Below are 24,254 nucleotides of genomic sequence, written 5' to 3'. Positions count from 1 at the left end.
CAATCTCGACGTAACCATCGATGTGCATGCGCTCGCCTGCCATCGCGATGAGCTGCCCTCGTTCGCGGATTCCGATGTCGTTGCCCGTCTCGTGCGTGCGTCTGGCGAAAGGACCTCGCCCTGTATAGCGTTGCACGAGCCGCCACATTGCGGTCTCCGCGGGCTGGAGACATTCGAAATGAATTCTTCGCTGCGCCTGCCACGAAAGCGTCAATAGCCGTCGCGTAGTAAACGAGCGAAATCACGTCAGTCATTTGCCCACCCATCGCCGCCAGCACGTCGCGAATATTCTCGAGAACCTTGCGCACCTGTAACGCACCGAACGGCGACCAGACATCTGGAAGATTCACGTTGGGCGCCGCCTGCGCGGCGCCCAACGTATTCAAGGCGCTGCCGCGATACCGAACACATGCAACTTGCCTTCGCTGGACTGCCTTGGCAATGTCACGCTCGCCACCAGCTTGCCGGGTGTCAGCGGCACCGACTGCGCAAACAGATAAGTCTTGACGCCGTCGGTCGAACCGTTGCCGCCATTGCGATACCCGGTGGTCAACGCGATCGGGGCCACCGGAGCCGCGCTGCCTCCATTGAGAGTCCAGTCGTCAAAGGCGAGCGTGAACGGCGTGGTCGTCCCATCGGTATAGGTCACGAGCGCGGCTCCCGAGCCTGGGCCGTTGTTGGCCGAGCCCAGCAGAACCAGCGAGTGACCGGTCGTGCCGGGCGGCATCGCAATCGTCTGTCCAACCGCCACCGCGTTATCGAGCGGTCCATTCGACAGAACGAAGCTTGCTCCGCCGACAACGAACGGCTTGCCCGGCGCCGCGCCGGCCGCTGCCAATGCAGTCGACGAGTAGCTGAACAGAGAGCCGTCGAAATCCGACCCGAGGCCGTCGGTGTCGGTGCTGCCGTCGGCGCTGATGCCGTGGTTGTTGAAAGCATCCGCCACGTTGCGCGCGACCGGCACCCCGTAGGACGGAGGCGCATCGGCCGGGTTCGCGCCCCACTGCGAAGGTGACGAACCCATCGCAAAGTTCAGCGTCGCGCCATTGGCGAGTGCGTCAACGTCCAGCCAGGAACGATTGTGAGCGCTGCCATTGACGGTGAGCCCCTGCACATAATTCGCGCTGGGCGCGCCGGGTGCATTGATGCGCAACGTCTTGCCGTTGCCGAGATGAACGAAGATCGAGGAGAATTGCGGGCTGCCGATCGCAAAGCCCCCGACGCCCGGGATCTCCGGATAAAGGCCCAGCGCGCCCCACACATACCAGCCCGACACGGCGCCCAGGTCGTCATTGCCGGGCAAACCGTTCGGCCCCGTGCCAAAGGCGCTCGCCATGATCTGCTGGACGACATTCTGCGTGCCCGATGGCGAACCCGCCCAGTTATACAACCAGGGCACCTCGAAGGTCGGCTCGTTGCCCATATAGAAGTTGGGCAGCGTCGTCCCCGCATTCAGCACGGTAAAGAACGTGTTCAGCCGCGACACCACCGGCGTATTTCCGCCCAATTGCGCGAACAAGCCAGTCGGGTTGAACGGCACCATCCATGTGTACTGCTCAGCGTTGCCCTCCACGTAGTTGTCGGTGCTGCCCTGGTTCTCCGGAATCCACGTGCCGTCGGAGTTGCGTCCGGCAATAAGAGGCGGCGTCAGGGAAGTGTTGAGCAGGTTCTGCCAGTAGCCCGAGCGGCTACGCAGCATTTTCTGGATCGCCGTGTTGCCCAGTGCTCCGGCAAACTGTGAGATCGCGAAATCGCTGCTGCCGTACTCCAGCGTGGACGAAGCCTGCCCCCATTCACCGTTCGTGATGTAGCCGAACTGTAGATAGCTGGCGCGCCCGCCGTTGGTCGTCACGCCGTTGCAGGCGGTGCCGGGAATGTTGGCCATCTGGATCATATGCCTCAAGGCGCCCGCCGTATCGAACTTGCGCGCACCGAAGGCATACGCGCCCGCCACGATAATCGAGCCGGCGTCGCCCGGCATCACGCCGTCTTCGACGTTGTCATTCACCCAATGTGGAATTGCCCCGCACTGATCCGCATCGTTGACGAGCGACTGCGCCATATCGCTCGTTTCCTCAGGAAACAGCGTGGCTTTGAGCGGTATCAGCGAACGGTAGATGTCCCAACCCGAAAAGCTGGTGTACTGCGCAGCATGGCCAGCGCTGACCTGATGGACCTTCTGGTCGAAGCCGATATATTGGCCATTCACATCGCTGAATACGCTCGGTGCCCATGATGCGTGATAGAAGGCCGTGTAGAACTTCGTCAACGCCGTGGTATCGCTACTGCTCACCTGAATGGTGTTGAGGCGCTGATTCCATATCGCATCGGCAACCTTCTTGACGCCATCAAAATCCCATGAAGGATTTTCTGCCTGGAGATTATTTTTGGCGTTTGCGACGCTCACATATGAAATGCCGATTTTCATCAATACTGTGGCGCCTTTTCCGAAATTCATCACGGCAACGCCATTGTTAAAGGATGATGTCTTTACAAATGGCTGACTGAACTCCGCATAGAAGTACACCGGAACATTCGTTGAATTACCGCAAAAGTGGCCTCCCGTGGTACTGCCCGAAATGGTTCTCGCGTCGACCTGCGCGACCGAACCGGCCACGCTCGTCTGCGTGTTTGTATACGTCGTGTTGAGCACGAGCGTCGAAGGCTGATTGTCAGGATACGTGAAGCGTCCAAAGCCGGTACGCAGGGTTGCAGTCAACTCGACCTTCACCTGGTTATCGAGCAGTACCGCATAGGCGCCCGCTACCGACTTCTCGTTGGTATGGCTAAACGTCTGCGCGAGCGGCCTGGTGGTATCGAGCGTCGGCATGACGGGGAATTCGCCGTCATTTCCCGAACAACCGGCACCGCTCATATGTGTGAGACTGAAACTCTGGATCGAGCCGATGTCGTAGTAGTAACCGGCCGGCGAACCGGGCTCCGCACTGTTCGAGGGAGCCGAGGTGGTATTCGTATCGGGTGCCCACTGCACCATGCCGTTCGGCAGGCCCGCCGCGGGTACGACACTGCCAGCCTGCCCTGCTGGCACGGGGTTGGGAGAGTTGCTGGCCAACGTGCCGATCAGCGGGTTGACATACCGCGTCAATTGCATGGTGCCATGATCGGAAACGGGAATTTGCTCGGCGGCAGCGACAGCCGCGTTCGCACTGCTGGAGCCGGTACTGGAACTAACCTGAGCTGCTGCCTTAAGCTGGTCAGCCGCGACAGCGGCGGAGCCGGACTGGCCTGGACTATCTCCTCCACAACCCGCCAAAGAACCAATGATGATCGTGGCGGCCGCAAGACGGCGTAAATCTATCATGGCTGTCTCCTGAGTATCACTACGCGTATCTGGTTTTGTTTAGTTATCCTGTTTATCCATGTGGCATGTGGTATCTGGCTGGAAGTCATGCTATACGAGACATTTGAATCGCGTCAATTGATTATCTGTTGGCGTTTTTTGTTTATCAGAAATTACTAAACAAGTGAATTCATGACGCAACTTCACGTGTTAGTCGCTGCGCATAATCGGTCCAACATGCAGGAGCATGTTCACATGCGACGACGACTGAGTTCAGGCGTGTCATAGTTTCACGCAACCGCGCATTTTTGCTAAAAGTGCTCGAACGGTGGCAGGAACACTCGATGCGTGGCGTTCTCATCAACCCCAAAGGCAGGAGCGAGCGCATGATTGAACCTACTGACTTTCTGGCCATGACGACTGCCCTACGCGACGGTTATCGCAATGAGGTCGTCACGACGGTCAACGATCACGACATTCACGTCAGCGTGATGGAGGTGCCGTACTTCTGGCATTTTCATCCCGACTCCGATGAGACGTTCATCGGAATCGAGGGCGTATTGCTCATTGACTTTGAAGAAGGGACAACGGAGTTGCGCGCGGGTCAGTTGCTGACCATCCCCGCAGGCGTGCGCCACCGCACGCGCCCGGGCGGTGCACGCTCGATCAACTTGACGGTGGAAAGGGCCAATGCCAAGACGATCCGCTGTGACGCACCCCGGGAAGGGTGACTTCATTGCCGTTCGAACGGCGGGGCAATCGAAGCCTCAGGCCTGTCCGGCAAATCGAAGTCGCTGGTAGGACTACCAGGTAATACGCAGCGGCAATAATAGGCGCTGCACTAGCGGCAAACGCCCGCGCCATCGCGCCTCATACGCCCAGAACGTCCTGAAGCCGCTGAATCACCTCCGGCCATCCTTTGCCCATGCCCTGGAAAGCTGCCTTGCCGAGTGGCGAATCGAGGTCGAAGCCCTTGTGCTTGAGTGACAGGCGGGTACCGCTTCCTTCGGGTTCGAGCCGCCAGGTGATCGTCGTGTTCAGCGTGCCGGGTGCGAACGAATAGTACAACAGCCGTTCATGCTCGACGGCGACGACCTCGCAGGGCTGCAGGCCCCACGGTCCCATATCCAGCATGAAGCGATGCCCGACAACCGCGCGCACATCGCCAGCAGCCCACCATCTGGCGTGAATCGCAGGGTCGGTCAGTGCAGTCCAGACCTTGGCCGGCGAGTGCGGAATGAAGCGAGCGAGCTGGATGAGTCCGGGTTCTGTCATTGCGTGTCCTTGCCGAGTATTTCAGTGAGTGCATCGAGGCGCTGCTCCCAATACTGCTCGAACGGATGCAGCCACTCTGCGAGTTCCCTCAGCCTGCCCGCGTTCAATCCATAAAGGCGCTGGCGTCCGCTCGCCCGTTCCGTGACCAGGCCCGCGAGACGCAAGACCTGCAGGTGCTCGGAAACCGCAGGGCGGTTCACGGCGAACGCGGACGCAATCTCCCCGGCTGCACGCGGCCCCCCACGCAGCATTTCGAGGATGCGTCTGCGTGTCGGGTTCGCAATCGCCCCAAAGACATCGGTCGTAGTCATAGGCACACAATACGTCGGAATTATCCGACACGTCAATTGCCCGAGAGTGCCCTTCCGCTTCGCCGCAGCCCTATCGCGCACTCACACCCCAAATATTGTCTTTGACAAACACTCTTACGATATATATCTTAAGACATGTTTTAAGACACTCTCCAGACAAGGAGGCCCTATGCGCCACCATTCGCACTTTGGTCAAACTGGCCGTCACGGCCACCCCGCGCGCGATCCGCGCGACTTCTTCGGCGGCCGCCACCCAGCCATGCAGGCGCTTCACGCGCTACGCCACGCAATGGGCCGCCATCGCGGCGGCGAAGGTCCCGGCGACTTTGGCGACCGCTTCGGCGACGGTTTCGGCCGCGGCTTCGGCGGTTTCGGCGACGGCGACGGTTTTGGTCGTGGCCGCAAGTTCACGTCCGAAGACCTACAACTCATGCTGCTCGTGCTGCTCGCCGAGCGCCCGAGCCACGGCTACGAACTCATCAAGGCGCTCGACGCACGTTCGAACGGCTTCTACAGCCCGAGCCCCGGCATGGTCTATCCAGCCCTCACGTACCTCGAGGAACTGGGCTATGTAAGCGTGACGCTCGAAGGCAACCGCAAGCGCTACGAGCTTTCGCCCGAAGGCCGCACGTACCTCGAGGCCAACCGCGAACGCGCGGACCTGATCCTCGCGAAGCTCACGCACTTCGGCCGCAAGATGGAAGTCATGCGCCGCGCCATGGCCGGCGAAGATCCGGCCGAAGGCAGCGCCTGGGTGCGCGAGTTGATCGAGGCGCGCCGCGCGCTCAAGCGCGCGCTGCTGCGCCGCACCGATGCCGCGCCGGATGAACAGCGCCGCATCGCAGCGATTCTTGCGCGCGCCACCCAGGAAATCGAAACCGGCAGCGACAACAGCGACATTTGACAACCCGCTTCCACGCCGCGCCACCCCAACATCATCGGAGCCATACATGCAGAACCCGTCCCACCTCGAAGTCGTCCGTGTGCGTCACCCGCTGAAGTTCCGACTGTTGCGCGTGGCGCGCGTCACGGCGCTCTCGCCCTCGCTCGTCCGCGTGACGCTCACGGGTGATCTGAGCGACTTCGTCTCGGCGTCGTTCGACGATCACATCAAGGTATTCTTTCCCGCCGCCGGTGAAGAAAAGCCAGTACTGCCAACTTTTGGCCCTGACGGCATCGTGTTCCCCGAAGGCGTCGAGCGCCCTGCCGCGCGCGATTACACGCCGCGCCGCTTCGATACGCAAACCAACGAACTCGATCTGGAATTCGCGCTGCACGAAGCCGGCCCGGCAACGGCATGGGCGGCACAGGCGCAGCCCGGGCAGTATCTCGGCGTGGGCGGCCCGCGCGGCTCCATGGTGATTCCCACGGGCTTCGACTGGCATCTGCTGATCGGCGACGAAACGGCGCTGCCCGCCATTCAGCGGCGCCTAACGGAGCTGCCGGCCGGCGCGCGTGTAGCGGTGGTCGTCGAAGTGGCGAATCGCGCGGCCCGCATCGAGCTGCCCACCGAAGCCGATCTTTACGCCACGTGGTGCTATCGCGACGAAAGCGAGTCGGAGCACCCGCTCGTGGACGGCGTGTCCGAAGTGTGGCTGCCGCCGGGCGAGGGCTACGTCTGGGCTGCCGGCGAAGCCTCGGCGATCCGCGCAGTGCGCGCGCATCTGTGCAACGAGCGCGGCGTCGACAAAAAGCGCATTCGCGCTTGCGCCTACTGGCGCCGCGGCGCGCAGGGGGCCCACGAAACGATCGACGACTGATCGATCTCGCTGGCGCGGCAATACTGCCGCGCCTTTTTACGTTCAGGCTCGAAGCCAATACATGACCACTTCTCTCACATCGCTGCGCGAACGCACCCTGCTCTGGCTGCTGGCGCTCACGCAGTTCACCGTCATCATGGATTTCATGGTGATGATGCCGCTCGGACCGCAGATCATGCGCGCGTTCGCGATCACGCCCGCGGCGTTCGCGACGGCCGTTTCCGCGTATTCGCTCTGTTCGGGTCTATCAGGACTCCTTGCTGCGACGTATATCGACCGCTTCGATCGCCGCCGCCTGCTGCAAGCGACTTACGCGCTTTTCGCGCTTTCCAATCTCGCCTGCGCGTTCGCCACGAACTTTCATCTTCTGCTCGCCGCGCGTGCGTTCGCGGGTCTCACCGGCGGCGTGCTCGGCTCGATCGTGATGGCGATCGTGAGCGACGTGATTCCCGCCGCGCGGCGCGGCGCGGCCACGGGCATCATCATGACGGCGTTCTCCATCGCCGCGATCGCGGGCGTGCCGGCCGGCGTGCTGCTCGGCGCGCATTACGGCTGGAGCGCGCCGTTCATGCTGCTCGTCGTGCTCTCGGTGGCGATCTGGCTCGCGGGCTCGCGCGTCGTGCCCTCGCTCACCGAGCACCTCGGCCAGCGCACGCCGCTCGCGCAAGTGCTGCCGAACCTCTGGCGACTGCTCACGCTGCCGCGTCACCTGAAGGCCTTTGCACTGACCTTCACGATGATGGCCGGCCATATGCTCGTGATCCCGTTCATCGCGCCGATGCTCGTCGGCAATCACGGCATCGCGCCGCAGCAGCTTTCGTGGCTCTATATGGCGGGCGGCGCGGCGACGTTCGTGACCTCGCGCGCGGTGGGCCGTCTCGCGGACCGCTACGGCAAGCGCCGCGTGTTCCGCGTGATGGCGCTCGTTTCGCTCGTGCCTGTGCTGTTCGTCACGCATCTGCCCACGCTGCCTTTCCTCGCACTCGTGGCGTTCTTCGCCCTGTTCATGATCTCGATGTCGGGCCGCATGGTGCCGATGCAGGCCTTGCTCACGACGATTCCCGAGCCCGCGCGGCGCGGCGCCTTCCTGAGCGCCAACAGCGCCGTGCAGGCGCTCGGCACCGGCATCGGCGCGTGGCTGGGCGGCCAGTGGCTCACGAATGGCGCGCACGGCGCGATCATCGGCTTCGGGCAGAACGGCTGGATCGCCGCAGCGCTCACGTGCGTGGCGGTGTTGTGGGTTTCGCGGGTGCGTGGGGCGTCGGAAGACGTGTCGAATGACGTCGCCGCAACTGTGAGCGCAGCACCGGCGGCTGCGGCTGCGAAATCCTGAGCCACAAAAGAAAACCGGTTCGCAGCCGTGATGCGCCTCATGAGCGCGTCACGCACCGCGAACCGGTCGTGCTTCAGGTAGAAAGCGGATGAAACCGCGGGCCTTGGGTAGCTTGCCCGTGTGCAGCGCGGGACCCGACCGGCCGATCGGGTGCCCGCGCTGCGTCACTCCGCGAGGGAGCGAGCCAACGATGCTTAGAAGCGGTGACGCAGACCCACCGTTGCGGCGACCTGGTTCTGCGAGGTCGACGGCGACAGCGTGTTGATCATCGCAACGTTCGCGCCAGCGTCGCCGAGTTCGCCCGAAGCGTGCTGATACACGGCGCCGGCGTAGACGTCGGTGCGCTTCGACAGCGAGTAGTCAGCCGTCAGCGAAACGGTGTGCCACTTCGGATCGCCCGAACCGTTCGAACCCGTGACCTTGCCGTCCGTGAACGTGTACGACGCGTTCAGGGCGAGAGCCGGCGTGAGTGCATAGGCGCCGTTCAACTCGAAGTTGTCGAGGTGCAGGTTCGTGCCCGTGGGGATCGAGAACGTCGTGCCGCCCTGACCGCCGGCGATCAGGTTCTGGTACTGCGTGTGCGTCCACACGAAGCCAACCGTTGCCGGGCCGTAGTTGTAGTTCGCGCCTGCGCCGAACGTGCGTTGGGTTTGAGCCGACAGGTTGAAGTTGTTGCCGTTCGATGCCGAGCTCGCGCCGTTCGTGTTACCGGTGCGCGTGTTGTTGATCTGCAGGTAGGCAGCCGAGAAGTTCAGCGGGCCGTTGCCGTACGATGCGCCTGCGCTCCATGCGCGGTTGTTCGCGAACTGGCCGGCGTCGTTGCTGAAGCCATACAAGCCGCCGAACTTGAAGCCCTGGTAGTTGACACTCTGGTACTTGACCGAGTTCTTGATCGAGAACGAGTGGTCGAGGTTGTCGTTGTCGAACGGGTGAGCCGCGAGGTTGTTGCCGTAGCCGCTGCCGGTTGCCGAGAGCGGTGCCAGGTAGTCGACCATCGAGTCATACTGGCGGCCGAGCGTCAGCGTACCGAAGCGGTCGCTCTGCAAACCGACGAACGCCTGGCGGTTGAACATCGTGCCGCTCTCGGTGTCCTTGCCGTTGTTCAGGTTGAAGCCGTTTTCCAACGTGAAGATCGCATGCAGACCGCCGCCCAGGTCTTCGCTGCCCTTCAGGCCGAAGTACGTGTCGCCGACGGTGCCGCTACCCTGGTTCCATGCGGCGTGGCCGCCTGCATTGTTCGCGTAGACGATACCCGCATCCAGTGCGCCGTAGAGAGTAACGCTGCTTTGTGCGTGAGCGGAGGCTGCGAATGCGCCGAGGACGCCCGCGATAATCAAAGTATTCTTCATGACTTTCCTTATGACATTCAGACCGCGCTGACGCGGCTCCGGGTATTGGAGCCACACCGGCAATCCCGGGCGAAGTCTACGTGTCAAAGGCTTTAAATCGTCTTGGCAAACGCTGTAACAGTTATTTGCTAAATCTGGAAATATCGGAATAATAATCCGTAAGTCATTGTGGCGAATGGGAAATACGGAGTAATGCGCAGATCGGCCGGGATAGGCCGTGTGGCAAGGACGCGACGCCCGCTTCAGCGCGGAAATTCGATTATTGCGGAAAGTGAATTAATTGCAGGCGATTTCGCGAGATTAAAATCTTCGCGGCCGATGAAACTTTATGAGCACGATCATAGTCTTATCGCGCGCGTGCATTATTGCTATATACAGCGATTATTATTGCGCGAAATCGCGATTATCAAACCGATGATTTTCGGCGTCCTTTGAGGCGCTCGTGGGCGCCCCTCACGCGGCACGCGCGCGGGCGCGAGCGCGCGCATCCGTTAAAATCCCGGAACGCGCGCGCACCGCGAGCGCACCACCCGCATCGACGCCACTTCTACCGAACGGCCGCGTCGCCCTCACCCGTCCGGCGCGAGACCCCGTCATGACAAACAAAGCCACTCCTACGCAAGCCCAGCCCTTCAGCGAGCTGCCGCTCGCACCCGCCACACTCGAGAACCTCACGCGCCTCGGCTACGTCGACATGACGCCGATCCAGGCCGCGAGCCTGCCCATCGCCTTCGCAGGCCACGACCTGATCGCCCAGGCCAAGACCGGCAGCGGCAAAACGGCGGCGTTCTCGCTCGCGCTGCTCTCGCGCCTCGACCCGCGACGTCAGGATGTGCAGGCCATGATCCTCTGCCCCACGCGCGAACTGGCCGACCAGGTCACGCAGGAAATCCGCCGTCTCGCACGCGCGGAAGAGAACATCAAGGTGCTGACGCTGTGCGGCGGCACGCCCATGCGCCCGCAGGCGGCGAGCCTCGAACACGGCGCGCATATCGTCGTGGGCACGCCGGGCCGCATCATGGATCATCTGGAGCGCGGCAACCTCGCGCTCGGCGCGCTCAATACGCTCGTGCTCGACGAAGCCGACCGCATGCTCGACATGGGCTTTTTCGACGACATCGCCACCGTGGCGCGCCAATGCCCCAAGGAGCGCCAGACGCTGCTCTTCTCGGCGACCTACCCCGAAGGCATTACGAAGCTGAGCCAGCAATTCCTTCGGAACCCGAAGGAAGTCAAGCTCGAAGAGCATCACGACGACAGCAAGATCCGCCAGCGCTTCTATGAAGTCACGGAAGACGAGCGTCTGCACGCCGTGGGCATGCTGCTCAACCACTACCGCCCCGTGAGCACGCTCGCGTTCTGCAACACCAAGCAGCAATGCCGCGACCTGCTCGACGTGCTGCGCGCGCAGGGCTTTCACGCGCTCGCGCTGCATGGCGAGCTCGACCAGCGCGAGCGCGACCAGGTGCTGATCCAGTTCGCCAATCGCAGCTGCTCGGTGCTCGTGGCAACCGACGTGGCCGCGCGCGGCCTCGACATCGCGCAGCTGGAAGCCGTGATCAACGTGGACGTCACGCCCGACCCGGAGGTGTACGTGCACCGTATCGGCCGCACGGGCCGCGCCGACCAGGACGGCTGGGCGCTCAGCCTCGCGAGCATGGACGAGATGGGCCGCGTGGGCGGCATCGAGCAGGCGCTCAAGCGCGAAGTCGAGTGGAGCCCGCTCGCAGAACTGAAGCCCGCCAGCAACGAGCCGCTGTTGCCGCCGATGGAAACGCTGCAGATCCTTGGCGGCCGCAAGGAGAAGATCCGCCCCGGCGACGTGCTGGGCGCGCTCACCGGCGAAGCCGGCTTCAGCGGCTCGCAGATCGGCAAGATCAACGTGACAGACTTTTCGACCTACGTGGCCGTGGAGCGCAGCATCGCGCGCGACGCGCTGCGCAAGCTCAACGCGGGCAAGGTCAAGGGCAAGAAGGTCAAAGCCCGTATGATGGACGAATGAACTGACGAATCATCCGCGCCGGGTGCGCACGCTGCTTGCGCACCCCCGCTGCACCGCGCCTCAGTTGCCCGGCGTTCAACCGGATCAGGAAAGCCATGAAACAACCGCTCAGAATCGATTTCGTCTCCGACATCGCGTGCCCGTGGTGCGCAATCGGCCTCTCTTCGCTGAACCTCGCGCTCGAACGGCTGCGCGACACCGTCGATGCACAGATCGTCGTGCACCCCTTCGAACTGAATCCGCAGATGGGCCCGGGCGGCGAATCCGTGCTCGAGTATCTCGGCAAGAAGTACGGCCGAACGCCCGAGCAGATCGCCGAGACGCAGGACATGATCCGCGAGCGCGGCGCGAGCGTCGGCTTCACGTTCGGGCCGCGCGAGCGCATCTACAACACCTTCGACGCGCATCGTCTGCTGCACTGGGCCGGCATCGAAGGCAAGCAGCTGCCGCTCAAGCTCGCGCTGCTGCGCGCGTATCACGGCGAGGGCAAGGACACGAGCGACCACGCGGTGCTCGTCGCGGCGGCGCAGTCCGTGGGGCTCGATGCAGATAAAGCGCGTGCAGTCCTGGAAAGCGGCCAGTATGCCGACGAGGTGCATGCAGAAGAGCACGAATACCAGGCGGCCGGTGTCCAGTCCGTGCCGGCGATCGTCTTCAACCAGCAGTATCTGGTCAGCGGCGGCCAGCCCGTCGAAACCTTCGAGCAGGCGATCCAGCAGATCCTGGCCGAGAGCGCCAAGGCCTGAACCGCTCAGGCGCCTGAAGCCCCCGTGTGGCGCGGCCTCGCGCCCGCGGGCGCCGCGCTTTCACGGCCCGCTGCGCCATCACATTCAGACGCCCGGCAGACGGCCGATGCCGGCCGCCCCCTCGCGGGCGTGTAAACTAGCGGGTTTTTTGCCCAGGTGGAAAAGTGCTAGCCCCGCAGCGCCTCGCGTTGAGCGGCCCGACGCTCGTTCGCTTACTTGCCCGCTTCGGCGACGCCGAAGTGCCCGAATCCCGGCAATCGATCTCGGACCAACTGAGCCAGTGGCTCGGCTGGACGGACGCGATCGCGCTTTCGACGGCGCTGAGCGTCCAGACGCCGGGCGGCGAGCCAGCCACGCGCATAGGCGCCAGCGCCGAACAAAGCCAGAGCGAGCGCGTGCGCGCGACGCTGAGAAAGGCCATCGTGGGCGAAGGCGCGCCTGCGCGGCGCGACGGACGACGCACGCAGGCCGCCAGCCAGCCTGCCGATGTGGAAGCCGATTTCGCGGATTTCCGCCAGCGCTACCTCGCCCTGCAGCAGGCGATGGAGACTGACATCGCCACGCTGCGCGCCCGTCTGCGCGCCACGCTGGCCGCCCGTGCGCCTGCGCTCGCGCGCCTCGCGACGGTGGACGCCGTGATGGAACAGGCACTCGGCGCGCGCGAGCGCAGCCTGCTTGCCGGCGTGCCCGCGCTGCTCGGCGCGCATTTCGAGCGGCAGCGCGCAGCGGCCGCGTTGGAATCCGCCGGAGAAAGCGGCGCGCCTCACGCCTGGCTCGCCGGCTTTCGCAAAGATATGCAGAGCGTGTTGCTCGCCGAACTTGAGATTCGGTTTCAACCGGTGGAGGGGCTGCTTGCCGCCCTTCGCACCAGCTAACCCAAACGCTATGTCCCGAGCTATGTCCCGTTTTCGCATTGAACCTGTTGTCTTCGTCGTCGGTCTCGCCGCCGTGTGCTGGATCGGCGCCGGCTACGCGGTCACGAACCCGCTTGCGAGCGCCGTCACGCTGTTGATCGGCGCGTGCTATGTCACGGGCGCCTGGGAGCTTTATCGCTTCCACCAGGCCACGACCACGCTCGCCCAGGCCATCGCGCAACTGAACACGCCGCCCGCGCGCCTCGCGGGCTGGCTCGACACGCTGCATCCGGGCCTGCGCAACGCCGTGCGCGCGCGCATCGAAGGCGAGCGCGTGGCCCTGCCGGGCCCGGCGCTCGCGCCCTACCTCACGGGCCTGCTCGTGCTGCTCGGCATGCTCGGCACGCTGCTCGGCATGGTCGTCACGCTCAAGGGCACGGGCGCGGCGCTGGAAAGCGCCACCGACCTCGACGCCATCCGCGCCTCGCTGGCCGCGCCGGTGAACGGCCTCGGCTTCGCGTTCGGCACCTCGATCGCCGGTGTGGCCACCTCCGCCATGCTCGGCCTGCTCTCCGCGCTTTGCCGGCGTGACCGCATCGAAGCCGCGCAACAGCTCGACGTGAAGATCGCGACGACGCTGCGCGCCTTCTCGCCGGCCCATCAGCGCGAAGCCTCGTTCAAGCTGCTGCAGCGCCAGGCCGACGCCATGCCAGCGCTGGTCGACAAGCTCGGCGCGCTGATGACGCTGATCGAACGCCAGGGCGCCGCGCAGCACGAACAGCAGATCGCGACCCAACAAGCCTTCGCCGCCAACGCCGAAGCCGCCTGGAGCCGCCTCGCCGCTTCCGTGGGCCAGTCGCTCAAGTCGAGCGCCGCCGAGAGCGCACGCGCCGCGGGCGCGGCGCTGCAGCCCGTCGTCGAAGCGACCATGGCGGGCCTCGCGCGCGAATCGGCGTCGATGCAGGGCGCGCTCACGCAGGCCGTGCAGCAACAGCTCGACGGGCTCGCGCGCGGCTTCGAGGCGTCGACGGCGAACGTGGCCGAGATCTGGAACCGCGCGCTCGCGCAGCACCGCCAGACCAACGAGGCGCTTGCCGCCGACCTGGGCGGCGCGCTGGAGCGCTTCAACGCAAGCTTCGAGCAACGCGCCTCGGGCCTGCTCGATGGCGTGTCGACGCGCTTCGAAAGTGCGTCCGGAACGATGTCGCAGGCATGGCAGGCGGCGCTCGAACAGCAAGAACGCGCCGGCGAGAAGCTCGCCGCAGGCAACCAGCAGGCGCTCGCGACGGCAGCGGCGGCGTTCGAGCAGCATTCGGCGTCGCTGCTGCGCGCGGTCGATGCATCCCATGCGGACCTGCAGACGAAGCTCGGCGCGCGCGACGAAGCGCGGCTCGCAAGCTGGGCCGAAGCGCTCGCGGCGATGGCCGCCACGTTGCGCACGGAGTGGGAAGCGACCAGCGCGGTTTCGGCGCAGCGTCAGCAGGAAATCTGCGCGACGCTCGCGCAAACCGCGAACGACATCGCCGCGCAAGCGCAGCAGCACGCCAGCAAGACGATCGCCGAAATCGATCGTTTGGTCGATGCCGCCTCGCAAGCGCCGAAGGCCGCAGCAAACCTGCACGCGGAAATTTCCGCGCGCGACGATCAGCGCATCGCAACATGGACCGCATCGCTCGCGACGATGGCCGCCACCTTGCGCACGGAGTGGGAAGCGACGAGCGCCGCCACCGCGCAACGTCAGCAGGAAATCTGCGCCACGCTCGCACAGACCGCGAACGAAATCGCTACGCAATCGCAGCAGCAGGCGAGCAAGACGATTGCCGAGATCGATCGTCTCGTCGATGCCGCCGCCGACGCGCCGAAGGCCGCAGCGAATCTGCACGCGGAAATCTCCTCGCGCGACGAGCAACGCCTCGAAGCATGGAGCGCGTCGCTTGCCGCAATGTCGGCTGCATTGCGCACGCAATGGGAAGCCACGAGCGCGGCCACCGCGCAGCGTCAGCAGGAAATCTGCGCAACGCTCGCCCAGGCCGCCAGCGACATCACCACGCAATCGCAGGCCCATAACGCCAGCACGATCGCCGAAATCGGCAGCCTCGTGCAGGCCGCATCGGCCGCGCCGCAGGCGGCAGCCGAAGTCATCGCCGAGCTACGCCAGAAACTGTCGGACAGCATGGTCCGCGACACCGCGATGCTCGACGAACGCAACCGCCTGCTCGCCACGCTCGAAACGCTGCTCGACGCCGTGAACCGCGCCTCCACCGAGCAGCGCTCGGCGATCGACGCGCTCGTCTCCACGTCGTCGGATCTGCTCGAGCGCGTGGGTGGCCAGTTCAGCGCGAGCGTCGAAGCCGGGAGCGGCAAGCTCGGCGCGATCGCCGCGCAGGTCAGCGGCAGCGCCGTGGAAGTGGCGAGCCTCGGCGATGCGTTCGGCGCGGCCGTGAGCGTGTTCGGCGAATCGAACGACAAGCTCGTGGCGCATCTGGAGCGCATCGAGGCGGCGCTCGACAAATCGCTCGCGCGCAGCGACGACCAGCTCGCCTACTATGTGGCGCAAGCGCGTGAGGTCATCGACCTGAGCATGCTGTCGCAGAAGCAGATCGTCGAGAACCTGCAGCAGCTCGCGAGCCAGCGCGCCGCAGCCGGAGCGGACGCGGCATGAACGACGAAATCGACGGCGGCGCGGCCCCCGCTGCGCCGGTCTGGCCCGCGTTCGCCGACCTGATGTCGGTGCTGCTGGGCGCGTTCCTGCTGATCCTCGTCGGTGTGGTCGGCATGCAGCTCGAACTGTCGAGCCGGCTCGCGAACGAGGTGAAACAGCGCAAGGCCGAAACCGAGCGCCGCAAGACGCTCGAAGAGGCGCTCGCGGGCCCGCTCGCGGCGGGGCGCGTGACGCTCGTGAACGGACGCATCGGCATTAGCGGCAGCGTGCTGTTCGCGCTGAACTCGGACCAGTTGACGCCGCAAGGCCACGATCTGCTCAAGAGCCTCGCCGGGCCGCTCACGGCGTATCTGAAGAGCCGCGACGAAATCCTGATGGTGAGCGGATTCGCCGACGACCAGCAGGTGCACGCAGGCAACCGCCGCTTCGCCGACAACTGGGAGCTTTCGGCCGAACGCGCGCTGACGGTCACGCGCTCGTTCATCGACGCGGGCGTTCCCGCGTCGTCGGTGTTCGCGGCTGCGTTCGGCTCCGAGCAGCCGGTGAGCGCCAACACGGATGAAGCCGGCCGCGCGAAGAACCGCCGCGTGGAGATTGCGCCGGTGCCGAGGCCGACCGTCGGCGAGGGCAAGCATGCTCAATGATGCGGGCCTGGAGGTCGAACGAACCGCTGCGCCGGCCGCCCGCGCGCTGCTCGACGCCTGGCGCGCCCGCGGGGCGGATCAGCTCGACCCGGTGCGCTTTCACTTCATCGAGGCGCTGGAACGCCGCGCCGCCGCACACGCGGGTGAAGCGCGCCGGCTCCTCGACGCGCGACTCGCACAACTACTTAAAGCCTTTTCAGACGACCTCGCACGCGAGACATCGAAAATCACGCACCAGTTCGACGGCGATACGCCGAGAAGCGAGCTGGGCCGCCTCGTCGATTCGCTAGTGCGCGCGGAACCCGCTCAACCGGCGACGCGCGTGCGGCACGAGCCGGACCCGGAACTGGTCGAATACTTCCGGCAAACGTGGTTGCGCGTGCGCTCCGAAAAGCAGTTGCGGCAGTCGCTGGACCAGGTGCCCAGAAACGCAGGGCCGCTCAATTCGAGCAGCCTCGTGCATCGCGCGCTCTCGCTGATGCGAGAAGTGTCGCCGGGCTATCTGCAGCAATTTCTCGCCTATGCCGATGCGCTTTCGTGGCTCGAGCAGCTGAATGCGAGTGTGGGAGTGGCGGCGCCGGTCAAGGAGGCGCCGCGAACAACGTCTGCGAAGAAAGGCTCGCGCAAGGGGCGTTAGCGCCCTCAGGCCGCCTTGCGCCGCTCCCGCACCGCCTGCGCCAGCCCATCGAGCACCGGCGCCGTCTGCGCCCAGCTGATGCACGCGTCGGTGATCGACACGCCGTGCTTGAGCGGAACGCCCGGCTTCTGGTCCTGGCGCCCCTCTTCGAGATGGCTCTCGATCATCACGCCGACAATGCGCTTGTCGCCGCCCGCCAGTTGCTCGCCGATATCGCGCGCCACATCGATCTGGCGCTGATGCGCCTTGTTCGAGTTCGCGTGCGAGCAGTCGATCATGACCTGCTCGCGCAGCCCCGCCTTCGCGAGCGCCGCGCAGCACGCCGCCACGGAAGCCGCGTCGTAGTTCGGCCCGCTCTTGCCGCCGCGCAGGATCACGTGGCAGTCGTCGTTGCCGCGCGTTTCGAAGATTGCGGCCATGCCCATCTTCGTCATGCCCATGAACGCGTGGCTCGCGCGCGCCGCGACGATGGCGTCGGCGGCGACCTGCACACCGCCGTCGGTGCCGTTCTTGAAGCCGATCGGGCACGAGAGGCCCGAGGCGAGCTGCCGGTGGCTCTGGCTTTCGGTCGTGCGCGCGCCGATCGCGCCCCACGCCACGAGGTCGGCAATGAATTGCGGGCTCAGCAGATCGAGGAATTCCGTGGCCGTGGGCAGACCGAGCGCGTTGATGTCGAGCAGCAACTGGCGCGCGGCGCGCAGGCCCTCGTTGATGCGGAAGCTGCCGTCCAGACGCGGGTCGTTGATATAGCCCTTCCAGCCCACCGTGGTGCGCGGCTTCTCGAAGTACACGCGCATGACGATCAGCAGGTCGTCCTCGAGCGTATCGGCCTTCGCCTTGAGCAGCTTCGCGTATTCGATCGCCTGGTCGTGGTCGTGGATCGAGCACGGGCCCACCACCACCACGAGCCGGTCGTCGCGCTGCGCGAGCACTTCCGCGATCTCGCGGCGGCTCGTTTCGACGAGCGTTTGCGTCTCCTGAGGCACCGGCAGCTCGTCGAGCAGCAGCGCGGGCGAGATGAGCGGGCGCACGGCGCCGATGCGCGTGTCGTCGATGCGGGTCGTGTCCTGGGTGGCGTCGGCCACGCCGACTTCCTGGTCGTGCTGCGGATTGTCGATACGGCTCAAGATGTTCTCCGACTGCGCTTTTGACGCGCGCATCATGCATGTGTGGTGGACGAATGCGCGATTATCGCATCCGGCGCGCCGCCGGCATCCCGAAACAGCATGACACGTCGTCCTGAAACGAAACGAGGCGGCCCGAAGACCGCCTCGCACGAGGAACCCCAACGAACACCGCAACGCTCAGCGCGCCGCGTCCCCCATCGGATACCCCTTGCCCGCGAGGCGCCGCGCGATGCGCACGAGCGCGAACCACTGCTGCGCGAGCAGCCCTTCGCCATAGTTCGCGCCCCGGCCGTACGGCGCGGGCAACTGGTCGCGAATGCCGGTCGGCTCATGCTGCTTGTTCCACGACGCCGTGCGGAACATCACGTCCCACCACGGAAACAGCACGCCGAAGTTGCAGCCGTAGCGCGTGCCCTCGTGGCCATAGCCGATCGCATGATGGCGGCGATGAAACGCCGGGCTCACGACGATGCGCTCGAGCAGCCAGCCGAAGTCGATTCGCGCGTTCACGTGCTGCACGCTCTGCATGAAGTTGCTCACGGCCACGAGCACGACGAACTGCGCGGGCGGCACGCCGATAAGGAGCGAGATGCCCGCAAAGAACGCGGCCTGCACGATATCGTCGAGGAAGTGATTGCGATCGTCGCACCACAGCGACATCTGCTGCTGGCTGTGATGCACGGCGTGCAGTTCCCACCACACGCCGAAGCGGTGCTGCCACCGGTGATACCAGTAGCCCGCGAAATCGAGCACGACGAGATAGATGAGGAACGACACGATCGGCTTGTCGGTCACGCCGGGCCAGAGGCTATCTACTTCGATGTTCGGTATGTTGTGGATCGCCATCAGGCTCTGCCAGTGATTGAACACGGGCGTGAGCAGAAAGAAGAACGCGATGTTCAGAATGCCGAGTTTCGCGATCCACGTGTACCAGACGTCGGCGCGCAGCGCCCGGCGATCGCCCCAGTCTTCCGCGGGCCGCAGCGCTTCGAGCGGGCGCAGCAGCACATACGAGGCGCAGATCTGCAGCACGCCGACGATCACCCAGTAGAGCGCGTCATAGGTGTCCTCGTCGTAGCCCATCAGGCCGACCTTGTAGAAGACCGGCTGCACCACGTCCACGTAGACGAGCGTCTGCAGCCACGAAACGAGGTTGTCGGCCTGCGAAATCAGCGTATCGAGCATCGAGACTCCTCAGTCAGTCCGGGTTCGGCGCGTACACCGGCGCGCTGTTCGCGAAGTAGATGCCGTGCGGCGAGCGGCCCACCGCGATCGTGTCGATCAGCTTGCGCGTGTTCAGGTCGATGATGCCCACGTGCTTCGCGAAACGGAACGTCACCCATAGGTAACGCTTGTCCGCCGAAAGTTCCATGTCGTCGGGACCGGGGCGCAGGCCCGTGATGTCGGCGACTTTCGTGAGCGTCGTGTAGTCGAGAATGCTGATCGTGCTCTCGACGCGATTCGACACGGCAATATGTTTGCCATCGTCCAGATTGCGGAAGTTATGCGCGCCGCGGCCGGTCTGGATCTTTTTCACGACCGTGCGGTTGTGCCAGTCCACGACGGCCACGTTGTCCTCACCCGTCATGCCCACGAGCAGGTACTTGTCGCCCGGCGTCATCCACAGACCCGCGGGCGTGTTGCCCACCTGCAGCTTCCAGAGCACCGTTTGCGTCGGCAGGTCGATGGCGGCCACTTCGCCCGTGTCCTGCAGCGTAACGAATGCCGTTTTGTTGTCGGAGGCGAACGTGATGTGGCTCGGCGTTTTCCCGAGCGGAATGCGCTTGGCGATCGTGAGGTTCTTGCCGTCGTAGTGATAGACGTCCACGCGGTCGAGTCGCAGGCCCGCGGTCACGAACCATTTACGGTCGGGCGAAAAGCCGAGCTGGTACGGGTCTTCGATTCCTTCCAGGCGGCTTTGCACCTGACCCGTATGCGGATCGAGGAACAGCAGGTCGTTCGACACCGAATCGGCGACGATGAGCGACTTGCCGTCGGGTGTGATCATCAGGTGGTGCGGTTCCTTGCCCGTGGGCTCGGTGCCGACCACGGTGCGGCTTGCCTGGTCGATGAGCGAGAGCTTCGCCTCGCCCGAGTCGAGCACGATGACCTTGTCGTCGGCGTGGGCGAGCGCGCCCCATGCGAGGCCGCTTATCAGCAGCGCAGTCGCGAACGGTTTCTTCATACGGACCGGTGTAAACGAAAAGATCGGGAATTCAGGCATTTCGTAAGGGAAAGAGAGCAGCGAAGGCGCGGCGCGCCGGTTTGTGCTGAGATAGCGCCAAGGCAAGCGTGCGGATTGCCTGCTTAACGCGTGAGGGCCCGATTCCGATGACGCACTTTCAACGTATTCACACATGCTCGATGCGTGCCACAGAGCGATGGGCTGCGGCTTCTGACCCCGGCCCGCGCGAGAAGTTGCATGGATCATCGCGCCCGCGATGACGAGGTGCAGCGCGCCCCCGACGGCCTCACACGCAACACGGCCGCCGCGGTACGCGAAGCGCTCGAAGGACGCCGCCGCGGCGTCGCCCTTCTGCTGCCGCTTGCGGGTCCGGCCGTGGTCATCTCGGTGGCGTATATCGACCCCGGCAATATCGCGACCAACATCCAGGCCGGTGCGCGCTACGGCTACGCGCTACTCTGGGTCGTGCTGCTCGCCAACGTCATCGCCATGCTGTTTCAGGGGCTTTCCGCGAAGCTCGGCATCGCCACGGGACGCAATCTCGCCGAGCTGTGCCGCGACAGCCTGCCCGCGCCGCTCGTGTGGCTCATGTGGGGCGTGAGCGAGATCGCGGCCATGGCCACCGATCTCGCCGAATTCCTCGGCGGCGCGATCGGCCTTGCGCTGCTCTTTCGTCTGCCGCTGCTCGCGGGCATGGCAGTCACGGCCGTCGTGACCTATGCGCTGCTGTTTCTCCAGCGCGCGGGCTTCCGGCCGCTCGAATTGCTGATCGGCGCGCTCGTGGGCGTGATCGGCATTTGCTATGTTCTGGAGCTTTTCATTACGCCGATCGAGTGGCAGACCCTGCTGCGCCACCTCGCCACGCCACGCCTGCCCGACGCGCAAGCCGTGACGATCGCGGTGGGCATCATCGGCGCCACGGTCATGCCGCATGCGCTCTTTCTGCACTCGGGGCTCACCCAGGCGCGTGTGCTTGCGCGCAACGACGCCGAGCGCAAGCGCCTCGTGAAGTTTTCTAACGTCGAGGTCGTGGTCGCGCTTTCGGTGGCCGGGCTCATCAACATGGCGATGGTGGTGATGGCCTCCGGCGCGTTCCACCAGGGCTACGCGGATGTCGCCGAAATCGAGACCGCCTACCGCACGCTCGCGCCGCTGCTGGGCGCGGCGGCCGCCAGCATCTTCCTCGTTTCGCTGATCGCCTCGGGCATTTCGAGCTCGGTGGTCGGCACGCTCGCGGGGCAGATGATCATGCAAGGCTTCGTGAACTTTCGCATTCCGCTGTGGCTGCGCCGCGCGGTGACGATGGTGCCGAGTTTCATCGTGGTGGCGCTGGGCGTGAACGCCACCGACGCGCTCGTCATGAGCCAGGTCGTGCTGAGCCTCGCCTTGCCGTTCCCGATGGCCGCGCTCGTCTGGTTCACGGGTCGCGGCGACGTGATGGGGTCCCATCGCAACCGCGCGCTCACGGCTGCGGCAGCCGTGGCGGGCGCGGCCGCGGTGCTCTCGCTCAATGTCGTGCTGGTGCTCACGACCTTCGGCGTGGCGGTGCCGGGGCTCGGGTAAGGATCGGCTCGCTGCCAGGCGATGGATGCATGAACGGCCGGTCGGTTTATCGACGACAGGCGTCTCGCGCGACGGCTCGTTCGCGCCATGCGTGCAAACTCGCGCGAAACCATGCACCATTAGCGTTTTCGCCGCACCCCGCTCTTGCGCCGGGTGCGGGTTCTGTAACCGCGCGCTAGCGGTCGTGCTCAACAACGTTGCCCGAGCGCGCGTCACCTCCGACCTGCCATGACGAATCAGCCTGCCCAAGCCTTGCCCGAACAGCCCGTCGACATGATCATTTTCGGCGGCGGAGGCGACCTGGCCGCGCGCAAACTGCTGCCCGCGCTCTACATGGCGCACCTGCACGGCAACCTGCCGCCGGAAACGCGCATCATCGCCGTGGGCCGCAAGAACTGGACGATCGACGACTATCGCAAGTTCATGGAAGAGCAGTCGCGTCCGTTCATCGACGCGAAAGCGTTCGATGCGCAAGCGTGGGACCGCTATCTGAACCTGTTCCAGTACGTGATCATCGACGTGAACGACCCCGTCAATTACGCGAACCTGAAGGCGGCGTCGCGCGAGCATGCCCTGCGCGTGTTCTATCTCTCGACTTCGCCGGAACTGTTCACGACGATTTGCGACAACCTCACGGCGGGCGGCCTGATCGACGGCAGCTCGCGTGTGGTGCTCGAAAAGCCGCTCGGCCACGATCTCGCCTCGGCGCAGGAGATCAACGAGTCGGTGGGCCGGCACTTCTCCGAATCGCAGATCTACCGGATCGACCACTATCTGGGCAAGGAAACGGTGCAGAACCTGATGGTGCTGCGCTTCGGCAACCCGATCTTCGGGCCGCTATGGCAAGCGCCGTATATCCGCAGCGTGCAGATCACGGTGGCGGAAACGGTGGGCGTGGGCAGCCGCGCGGGCTTCTACGATCACACCGGCGCGCTGCGCGACATGGTGCAGAACCACCTGCTGCAACTGCTGTGCATCGTGGCGATGGAACCGCCCGTCTCGCTCGACCCGGACGCCGTGCGCGACGAGAAGCTCAAGGTGCTGCGCTCGTTGCGCCCCATGTCGCTCGCCGATATCGCACGCGACACCGTGCGCGGCCAGTACGCGGCAGGCGCCGTGGACGGCCAGCCGGTGAAGGGTTATCTGCAGGAAGACAACGTGCCGGCCGACAGCAAGGCGGAAACGTTCGTCGCCCTGCGCGCGCACATCAACAACTGGCGCTGGGCCAACGTGCCGTTTTTCCTGCGCACGGGCAAGCGCATGCAGAAGCGCCAGTCGGAAATCGTGATCGAATTCGCGGACCTGCCGTTCTCGATCTTCCCGAGCGGCCCGCGCAATTACGGCAACCGTCTCGTGATCCAGCTTCAGCCGGAAGAGTCGATCCAGCTGCAGATGCTCGCGAAAGAGCCGGGCAGCGGCATGAACATGCTGCCTGTGAGCCTGAATCTCGACCTGCAGCAGGCCATCCCCGAGCGCCGCGCAGAAGCCTACGAGCGCCTGCTGATCGACGTGATTCGCGGCCGCCTCACGCACTTCATGCGTCGCGACGAACTGGAAGCCGCATGGACGTGGGTCGAGCCGATTCTCGACGGCTGGAAGGAGCTGAACGACCGCCCGCGCACTTACACGGCGGGCACGTTCGGGCCGGCGGCATCGTCGGCGCTGCTCGCGCGCGAGAACATGTCGTGGGCCGAAGAGATGTAATGTGAAGGACCGCGAGCGCCGCGCATCATGCGGGGCGCTCGCAGCACGGCTTTACCGGTCGCCCGAATCCGGACGAAAAAGATCGAAGCCGGCGAATACGATCACACCGCTGAGCGCCATCAACGGCACCGAATGGCGGCCGAGAAAAAGAACCGCGGCCGCAAGCCAGGTTGAAATACAGAAAGCGCCAATGCGCCGCATGATGCCACTCCCTACTCTTTAATGCCCTTTTGAATGAAGCGTGGCGGCGCATGACGCGTGCCGCACGTTTGCAGCCCGACATCAGCCCAACGTGGCCCGCGCCGTGCGCAGACGCGACACCGTATCCACGAACGCCCCCCCGCCGAGCGTGCGCTTCAGGCGGCTCGCGACCGTCGCGCTCGCCGCATTGAGCGCTTCGCGAATCGCGATGGCCTGGGCCGTGGGCACGATCGCCACTTCGCGGCCGTCGCCATCCGTGCGCTGGCGCTCAACGTAGCCGCGCGCCTCCAGGCCGTCGAGCACGCGCGTGGCCGTGGGGCGCGCGATGGAGAGCAGATCGGCCAGTTCGCGCTGCGGCAAACCGGGACGCTCCAGCACGGCGCGCAGCATGAAACCCTGCGGCGGCGTGAGCTCGAAGCACTCGAAGGCTTGCGCCCATTCGCGCTCGAGGCGCCGCGCGAGCGCCGTGGTGTTGAAGTAAAGGCAATGATCGAACATACACACAGGATAACCCAATATAGTTAGCTATGCAACGATCTACTCCGAACGCATGTGCCGGGCCTTCTGACAAATCAAAGCGCGCAGCAGCAGAAAATAGAA

At 64.8% G+C, this 24,254-nt stretch carries 21 protein-coding genes and 2 pseudogenes; 12 read left to right on the top strand and 11 right to left on the bottom strand.

The features are described 5' to 3' along the window. Position 1: 1 nt before the first annotated feature. The 3 genes and pseudogenes from AB3X98_RS34360 to AB3X98_RS34350 form a co-directional block, all read right to left on the bottom strand. Positions 2–139 (bottom strand): annotated as a pseudogene (locus AB3X98_RS34360) (GNAT family N-acetyltransferase); the annotation flags it as partial. A 37-nt stretch (positions 140–176) separates the two neighbouring features. Next, positions 177–311 (bottom strand): annotated as a pseudogene (locus tag AB3X98_RS34355) (RidA family protein); the annotation flags it as partial. Between the two features lie 71 nt (positions 312–382). Beyond that, positions 383–3,322: a GH92 family glycosyl hydrolase gene (locus AB3X98_RS34350; RefSeq protein ID WP_368604771.1), complete on the bottom strand. Its 2,940-nt coding sequence runs from the start codon at positions 3,320–3,322 to the stop codon at positions 383–385. A 365-nt stretch (positions 3,323–3,687) separates the two neighbouring features. Here AB3X98_RS34350 and AB3X98_RS34345 point away from each other — a divergent pair, with 365 nt between their 5' ends. Then, positions 3,688–4,032, top strand: coding sequence for a cupin domain-containing protein (locus AB3X98_RS34345; protein ID WP_069262400.1), 345 nt, complete (start codon positions 3,688–3,690; stop codon positions 4,030–4,032). 139 nt (positions 4,033–4,171) lie between these two features. Here the strand turns inward: AB3X98_RS34345 and AB3X98_RS34340 are convergent, their stop codons facing one another. Beyond that, positions 4,172–4,576, bottom strand: a complete 405-nt coding sequence (locus AB3X98_RS34340; protein ID WP_368604770.1) for an SRPBCC domain-containing protein — start codon at positions 4,574–4,576, stop codon at positions 4,172–4,174. Further along, positions 4,573–4,887: a metalloregulator ArsR/SmtB family transcription factor gene (locus AB3X98_RS34335; protein ID WP_368604769.1), complete on the bottom strand. Its 315-nt coding sequence runs from the start codon at positions 4,885–4,887 to the stop codon at positions 4,573–4,575. The genes AB3X98_RS34340 and AB3X98_RS34335 overlap by 4 nt, the downstream gene beginning before the upstream one ends. A 259-nt stretch (positions 4,888–5,146) precedes the next feature. Here AB3X98_RS34335 and AB3X98_RS34330 point away from each other — a divergent pair, with 259 nt between their 5' ends. The 3 genes from AB3X98_RS34330 (at position 5,147) to AB3X98_RS34320 (ending at position 7,980) form a co-directional block, all read left to right on the top strand. Then, positions 5,147–5,791 (top strand): helix-turn-helix transcriptional regulator, encoded by a 645-nt coding sequence (locus AB3X98_RS34330; protein ID WP_368604834.1) that lies wholly within the window; start codon positions 5,147–5,149, stop codon positions 5,789–5,791. 46 nt (positions 5,792–5,837) lie between these two features. Beyond that, on the top strand, positions 5,838–6,647 hold the full coding sequence (locus AB3X98_RS34325; RefSeq protein ID WP_368604768.1) for a siderophore-interacting protein: 810 nt from the start codon (positions 5,838–5,840) through the stop codon (positions 6,645–6,647). Positions 6,648–6,708: 61 nt separating this feature from the next. Further along, positions 6,709–7,980 (top strand): MFS transporter, encoded by a 1,272-nt coding sequence (locus tag AB3X98_RS34320; protein WP_368604767.1) that lies wholly within the window; start codon positions 6,709–6,711, stop codon positions 7,978–7,980. A 194-nt stretch (positions 7,981–8,174) separates the two neighbouring features. Here AB3X98_RS34320 and AB3X98_RS34315 read toward each other — a convergent pair whose 3' ends face one another. Then, the gene (locus AB3X98_RS34315; protein ID WP_069266003.1) at positions 8,175–9,329 is read right to left on the bottom strand and encodes a porin; all 1,155 of its coding nucleotides are present in this window, start codon (positions 9,327–9,329) and stop codon (positions 8,175–8,177) included. 595 nt (positions 9,330–9,924) lie between these two features. On the opposite strand from AB3X98_RS34315, the gene dbpA reads away from it, so the two are divergent. From dbpA to AB3X98_RS34285, 6 genes are all read left to right on the top strand, one after another. After that, positions 9,925–11,331, top strand: a complete 1,407-nt coding sequence (gene dbpA, locus AB3X98_RS34310) for an ATP-dependent RNA helicase DbpA (protein ID WP_069266004.1) — start codon at positions 9,925–9,927, stop codon at positions 11,329–11,331. A gap of 95 nt (positions 11,332–11,426) precedes the next feature. Continuing rightward, positions 11,427–12,077, top strand: coding sequence for a DsbA family oxidoreductase (locus tag AB3X98_RS34305; RefSeq protein WP_069266005.1), 651 nt, complete (start codon positions 11,427–11,429; stop codon positions 12,075–12,077). Between the two features lie 164 nt (positions 12,078–12,241). Then, positions 12,242–12,952, top strand: coding sequence for a DUF3348 domain-containing protein (locus tag AB3X98_RS34300; protein ID WP_368604766.1), 711 nt, complete (start codon positions 12,242–12,244; stop codon positions 12,950–12,952). A 22-nt stretch (positions 12,953–12,974) separates the two neighbouring features. Then, on the top strand, positions 12,975–15,593 hold the full coding sequence (locus AB3X98_RS34295; RefSeq protein ID WP_368604765.1) for a DUF802 domain-containing protein: 2,619 nt from the start codon (positions 12,975–12,977) through the stop codon (positions 15,591–15,593). Further along, positions 15,590–16,237, top strand: coding sequence for an OmpA family protein (locus AB3X98_RS34290; RefSeq protein WP_069266008.1), 648 nt, complete (start codon positions 15,590–15,592; stop codon positions 16,235–16,237). The genes AB3X98_RS34295 and AB3X98_RS34290 overlap by 4 nt, the downstream gene beginning before the upstream one ends. Then, entirely contained in the window at positions 16,227–16,874 is a 648-nt protein-coding gene (locus AB3X98_RS34285; protein ID WP_368604764.1) for a DUF2894 domain-containing protein, read from the top strand. The genes AB3X98_RS34290 and AB3X98_RS34285 overlap by 11 nt, the downstream gene beginning before the upstream one ends. A gap of 5 nt (positions 16,875–16,879) precedes the next feature. Here the strand turns inward: AB3X98_RS34285 and AB3X98_RS34280 are convergent, their stop codons facing one another. The 3 genes from AB3X98_RS34280 to AB3X98_RS34270 form a co-directional block, all read right to left on the bottom strand. Next, positions 16,880–18,001: a 3-deoxy-7-phosphoheptulonate synthase gene (locus tag AB3X98_RS34280; RefSeq protein ID WP_368604763.1), complete on the bottom strand. Its 1,122-nt coding sequence runs from the start codon at positions 17,999–18,001 to the stop codon at positions 16,880–16,882. Between the two features lie 177 nt (positions 18,002–18,178). Beyond that, entirely contained in the window at positions 18,179–19,186 is a 1,008-nt protein-coding gene (locus AB3X98_RS34275) for a sterol desaturase family protein (RefSeq protein ID WP_342950168.1), read from the bottom strand. A gap of 13 nt (positions 19,187–19,199) precedes the next feature. Then, positions 19,200–20,186 carry a beta-propeller fold lactonase family protein gene (locus AB3X98_RS34270; protein ID WP_069266011.1) on the bottom strand — a complete coding sequence of 329 codons (987 nt, stop codon included), beginning with the start codon at positions 20,184–20,186 and terminating at the stop codon, positions 19,200–19,202. Positions 20,187–20,423: 237 nt separating this feature from the next. Between AB3X98_RS34270 and AB3X98_RS34265 the strand changes: the two genes are divergently transcribed. Together AB3X98_RS34265 and zwf are read left to right on the top strand one after the other, a co-directional pair. Continuing rightward, positions 20,424–21,749, top strand: coding sequence for an Nramp family divalent metal transporter (locus AB3X98_RS34265; RefSeq protein ID WP_342950170.1), 1,326 nt, complete (start codon positions 20,424–20,426; stop codon positions 21,747–21,749). Between the two features lie 228 nt (positions 21,750–21,977). Next, positions 21,978–23,453: a glucose-6-phosphate dehydrogenase gene (gene zwf / locus AB3X98_RS34260; protein ID WP_069266013.1), complete on the top strand. Its 1,476-nt coding sequence runs from the start codon at positions 21,978–21,980 to the stop codon at positions 23,451–23,453. Between the two features lie 51 nt (positions 23,454–23,504). On the opposite strand, the gene AB3X98_RS34255 is transcribed toward zwf, so the two are convergent. Together AB3X98_RS34255 and AB3X98_RS34250 are read right to left on the bottom strand one after the other, a co-directional pair. Continuing rightward, complete coding sequence (locus AB3X98_RS34255) at positions 23,505–23,654, bottom strand: hypothetical protein (RefSeq protein ID WP_176732918.1); 150 nt, start codon at positions 23,652–23,654, stop codon at positions 23,505–23,507. Between the two features lie 81 nt (positions 23,655–23,735). Further along, complete coding sequence (locus AB3X98_RS34250; protein WP_368604762.1) at positions 23,736–24,152, bottom strand: MarR family winged helix-turn-helix transcriptional regulator; 417 nt, start codon at positions 24,150–24,152, stop codon at positions 23,736–23,738. Positions 24,153–24,254: the final 102 nt, after the last annotated feature.

It is taken from the genome of Paraburkholderia sp. BR14312 (genome assembly GCF_040948675.1).
Classification (GTDB): Bacteria; Pseudomonadota; Gammaproteobacteria; order Burkholderiales; family Burkholderiaceae; genus Paraburkholderia; species Paraburkholderia nodosa_A.
The sequence above is the reverse complement of the archived record's forward strand: the minus strand, read 5'-3'. Positions and strand labels throughout refer to the sequence as shown.